Raw genomic sequence first — 4,919 nt, forward strand, 5'->3', positions numbered from 1 at the left:
GGCAGGTGGTGAGTGTCTCCCATCACGGCGTTCAACCTCTTGCCGACAACAGTGGCGGTGAGGGCACCCAAATGAGTAACCAGCTTTCCTTTATTCCCAGCACCCAAGAGTGGCGTCCCCCTTATCGGTATAAACCCACCGCCGATGGGGATGAGTTAGCGACGGTTGTCGGGCCACCGGGGGAAGAAATTTACACCAACTCACAAGGGGCGGTGACGGTTTATTTCCATTGGGATAGGCGTGGCAAACCTGACCATAGCGCTTCCTGCTGGGTGCGTGTGGCGCAGGGTTGGAACGGCGATGGCTTTGGGTTTATGGCTATTCCGAGAATTGGGCAGGAAGTAATTATTTCCTATCTTAACAATGACATAGATAAACCGATTATCACTGGGTGTACGTATAACGGCCGTAATCGGCCGCCAATTGATTTGCCTAAACATAAAACGCGCACCACGTTTCGCACCAAAACCCATAAAGGGGATGGTTTTAACGAACTGCGCTTTGAAGATGAAGCTGGCCAAGAAGAAATCTATCTGCATGCGCAAAAGAATTTAGCCATCAATGTGCTGAACTCTCGGGGTGAACGGATTAACTACGACCGGACAACCAGTATTGGCCATAACGATGAACTGGTTGTTGCCAGTAATCGGACAGTGACGGTTGAAGGTAATCAAGCGCACAAAACAACTGGTAACTATCAAGACAAAGTTGAAGGAGACCGACACCTTTCGATTGAGGGCGACTTGGTTGAGGCGATACAAGGTGTGGTCAGTGTGAATGCACAAGGGGATATCACCTTACAAAGCAGCAGTAAAATCACGTTAAAAGTGGGCGGAAGCTTTATTGTCGTTCACAGCGGTGGTGTGGATATCAAAGGACCGGCGATAAACTTAAATTCAGGGGGAAGCCCTGGGGATATCCTGCAAGCGACTAACCCTGCGGTGCTTAAAGCCGCCGCGAGCAGTGGTGCGGCCTTTGTGGCGCATTGCCCTATGAAAGAAGGGCAAGAGGAGGCGGAAAATGGTTAAACCTGAAACGTGCTATGCCATTATTGATGCGGCTTCCGAGCCTGATGTTTTCAATTTGTTTGCAGAGCATGAACCGCCGGCGAGTTGCTTATACAGCGAACCTATTCAACCTGAAATAGTATCATTAGCGCCCTATTTAGTTGAAGTCACCGAAGATGTGCAGCGCTGGTTAAATACCCGAGAGACACCTTGGGGAATTTATGTTTATACGCACGCAACCATGCGAGAGTTACGACAGCATTTACGCAAATACTTAATGGTGATGATACCCGGACAAGAAAAGCCGGTCTTTTGGCGTTTTTATGACCCTCGCAATGTGTGGGATGTGCTTGGAACTTTTGATAATTGGCGATTGCATGTATTTTTAGGTCCCATCACGAAGCTGAAGACGTTGTTATGGGGAGAGGAAACGGCTTCCCGCTTTGAGCGTGAACGCCGCGGATTTCCCGATAATACGAAGCTCGGGGGCAAGCTGATGCGTTTTACCCCCACTCAATATGATGCGGTAAATCTCGTTTTTGAACGCCAATTTTTAGACCAGCTAATTTACTTTTTTATTCACGCCAAAAGTATGAGTCATCAATCACAAATGGATTTTTCATTAGAGGATTGGGTTGTCAGCGCTTTTGAACGGCCAGCGCCGAGAGCACAAAAAATACAAGAGCGTTATGGTGAAACCACTTGGCGGCAAAATTGGCAATTAGCGAGTGATTTGTCGTCATTTTGTCAGCAGCATAGAATCGATGATAAACATTCCTACCAGTTAATTGCTTATATGTTGGCATTATACCAAATTTATCGAATTGAGGATATTCCAGAAGAATGGCGTGTGTCTTTAGCTGATGAAACGGGTTCCGGAAATTATCGAGTACATCGTTTGGCTAATCGTATCTTAAATGTGTTGCCAGACTTAGCAAAGGAAAATGGACAATGAGTGATAAATTAATATCACCTAAAGTAGGGTGTGCAACGCAAACCTGTGACATACCTGAACCTTGTTATCTGGATTTACTTGTCAAAGACACCTCAAAGGATAAGGTGATTTTAGAGTGGCGAGGCGAGAATGTTATATCACCGGAAACAGTGATTGATGAGGGGGACGGGGTTCCATTAGAAATCCTGCTCAATGATAAGAAACATAATAATGCTCAGCATAACGCGATACTCACATCAAAAAACTATGAACAAGCATTGAGTTTGGGCTCTTCTCAATCGGTTTCAGTTTCCTATAATGCAAGTCGTGATGCGGGTACTTTTAGCGCAAGTAATTTACTCAATACCTTTGTCAATATGCTGGCGCCTATTGACGCATTCAAATCGCCAAGAAGGTACAATATTACAGCGGCTAATTGTCTTGGTACGAAACAAGATTGGTTCTTTGATGTTATTCCTTCGGTGAAGTTTGGGTTCTCTGTTAATTTTAGTTACTCCTTTCAAACTCGAAAAGCGAATGATAAAGAGCGAAGGGATAAGCAAATTAGTAAATTAAAGTCAGAACGACTCAAGGGCGGGCCAGGGAAAAATACGTTACCGAAGAAGCTGAATAAGTACCATAAAGGCTGGACATTAGCGCCGATCCCATTTGTCAAAACGACCTCACTAGGTATTGATGTCGGCTTTTTTTATGAGCTAGCAGGGCATCCCTATAATTTAACGGCCATTAAGCAAATAAGCGAAACGAAAACGTTTCTTGATGACTTGTCGGGCATATTGAAAGTCAGTCAAATTATTAATGATATCGAAACAAAATTGTTATATCAGCAAAAAGGTAAGTTGACCCCATTCGCCGATAAATATCCTATTTTCTCTTTTGATTTTTCAGATATCGAGATTGGATTAACCTTCTTTATGGAAAATGTGACTCAGCGTGATTCAGCTCGATTAGTTTGTGCATTAGAAGGGAAGCCTTTTTGGGGCGGGTCATTTAAAATTGACGTTTTGCAGGTACTTGCGCTTTATGGTGGCAAAGCGTTGAGCAGCGGTATCAGTAAGTTACGTGAAGCTTTAGAAGAAAGGAAAAAAGGTAAAGATAAATTTAGTGCGGGTATTAATATTGATATTACTTTCTCTTTTGCTGTTCACTGTTTTGTGGGGATGGCTCAAACTCCTGACAAGCAACAAGAGTTTGCATTTGATGGTGATAATAAGTTTGAGGTAGGCTTTAAAGCAGATGCGGGGGCTTATATCAAAGCCAATGTCCTTTTTTTAGAGGCTTGTTTTGAATTTCATCTACGATTCGAAACAAAAGGAGCGCTTGCTTTAGATGCCCATGATGATGGAATAGACTTAGTACTTTGTCATGATGGTATTGTGCTGAAATTTCAATTTACGGCGGATGTTTCTATTTTAGGAGGGGATGATGACGCCATTTATGAAGGTGCACCTCTTGAAGCTGAATGGACTATTTATCAGTTTGCAGATCCCCTAGAACTTACAGAGTCGGATATTCGTTTTAATTTAGCAGGGCAAATTAGAAAAGTACCTGAAAGACAACGACCGGAATTAGCCACGCTTACTTCAGCTGTCAATGCCGTACCGACATCCATAGCAGGCGCGGCTTTAAAAAATACTTTTGGAAAAGGTTAATAATGAAATTAAGCAACTTACTGTGTATGACGACAATCTTAATATTAGGAAATATGTCTATGAGTTATGCCGATGATAATGACTTTCTTATTCGTACTTCTGTCGATATGAAATATGCATTTTGTGATATTAAAACTAATGGGGTAAGTGGAACTAATAACCGCTCAGGTCTTGTGAGTGGCGGATTAGGCTTTGGTACGACAAGCACAAACTCGATGATAATGATGCGTAATGGTGAGAATACTATTAGTATTGAGATGGCATCACCAAATTGGTTTTCAACTAAAGAGGTGCCAAAAGATAAAATCAATCAGTTTAATCCGAGTGCAAAATGTGAGATTACGGTCAATAAAATAACGGATAATGGCGATATTATTCCATTAACAACGCTACTGGTTAAAATTAATGAAAAAGGTGAGCCAGAAGCGTATCAAGGTGATGGTCTGGACAGACAAGTAGAGAAAAAATTGATTAAAGCCCCCAATACAGAAAAAGTGCATCAGAATAAAATACGCCAGAATATTCGGCCCAATAAATACCCGCACGATATGACTGTATTCCAATTTAATAAAAAGATAAGTATGGCTGGGTTACCTGAATGGGAATGGGTGAACTCTGAAAGTTTCCAAGATACCCCAGAACAACGCAAACTGTTACAAGCCGCATATTTAGAACTCTGGGCGGCTTTTAATCAAAAAGATTTATCAAAAATAAAACAAATATTGACTCCCTCACTTAAAGTTTGGGCGGAAACAACCGGGGGGACGATCGATAGGCAATTTGAATCCCGTGAATTCGCAGAAAAATTTAAGCAAAAAGAATTTACAATGATCCCGCTTAATTGGGATAACTTTGAGCCCCTAATTATGAATGATGGAAAAATGGTGAGGTTAGTTTATAAAGAAGATTTTGATTACTCACCTATATCATATAGTCATATTAATAGTACTACCAATAGAACGTTTGTCGGATTTTATTCTCCTATCTTTTCCTTAGTAAATGGAAAATTCATTCCAGTCATATAGTCGGGTACTATTATGCCAACAATTATTCTTATTGGTGACTCTGATACAGGCCATGGAAAACATGGCCCAACCCAAGCCATTACAGGTTCACCAACGGTAAAAGTCGTTGCTCGGCAAGGTATCCCACGGTAGTTATTCAAGAGCTATCCCATGAGATAAGGAGTGGATTATTCATGAACTATTATCCAAAGAAAAATCTCAATATCGTTGGTTACTTTTTTAACCATCAGGATACTTCCAAGTCAATATATAGAATTAATAAACGTTTTTTATGGGCCAA

General features: G+C 41.6%; 5 protein-coding genes. All 5 read left to right on the top strand.

The features are described from left to right. Window positions 1-1,028: type VI secretion system Vgr family protein (locus ACLPIE_RS22240; RefSeq protein ID WP_430263811.1), on the top strand; the 1,028-nt coding region annotated here is incomplete at its 5' end. Further along, entirely contained in the window at window positions 1,021-1,962 is a 942-nt protein-coding gene (locus ACLPIE_RS22245; protein ID WP_430263812.1) for a DUF4123 domain-containing protein, read from the top strand. The genes ACLPIE_RS22240 and ACLPIE_RS22245, both read left to right, overlap by 8 nt. Next, window positions 1,959-3,614, top strand: coding sequence for a hypothetical protein (locus tag ACLPIE_RS22250; RefSeq protein WP_430263813.1), 1,656 nt, complete (start codon window positions 1,959-1,961; stop codon window positions 3,612-3,614). The genes ACLPIE_RS22245 and ACLPIE_RS22250 overlap by 4 nt, the downstream gene beginning before the upstream one ends. Before the next feature lie 59 nt (window positions 3,615-3,673). Continuing rightward, window positions 3,674-4,639, top strand: a complete 966-nt coding sequence (locus ACLPIE_RS22255) for a nuclear transport factor 2 family protein (protein WP_430263814.1) — start codon at window positions 3,674-3,676, stop codon at window positions 4,637-4,639. 12 nt (window positions 4,640-4,651) lie between these two features. After that, window positions 4,652-4,771, top strand: a complete 120-nt coding sequence (locus ACLPIE_RS22575; RefSeq protein WP_458575241.1) for a PAAR domain-containing protein — start codon at window positions 4,652-4,654, stop codon at window positions 4,769-4,771. Window positions 4,772-4,919 lie beyond the last annotated feature (148 nt).

The sequence above is a fragment of the Providencia sp. Me31A genome, assembly GCF_050487165.1.
Classification (GTDB): domain Bacteria; phylum Pseudomonadota; class Gammaproteobacteria; order Enterobacterales; family Enterobacteriaceae; genus Providencia.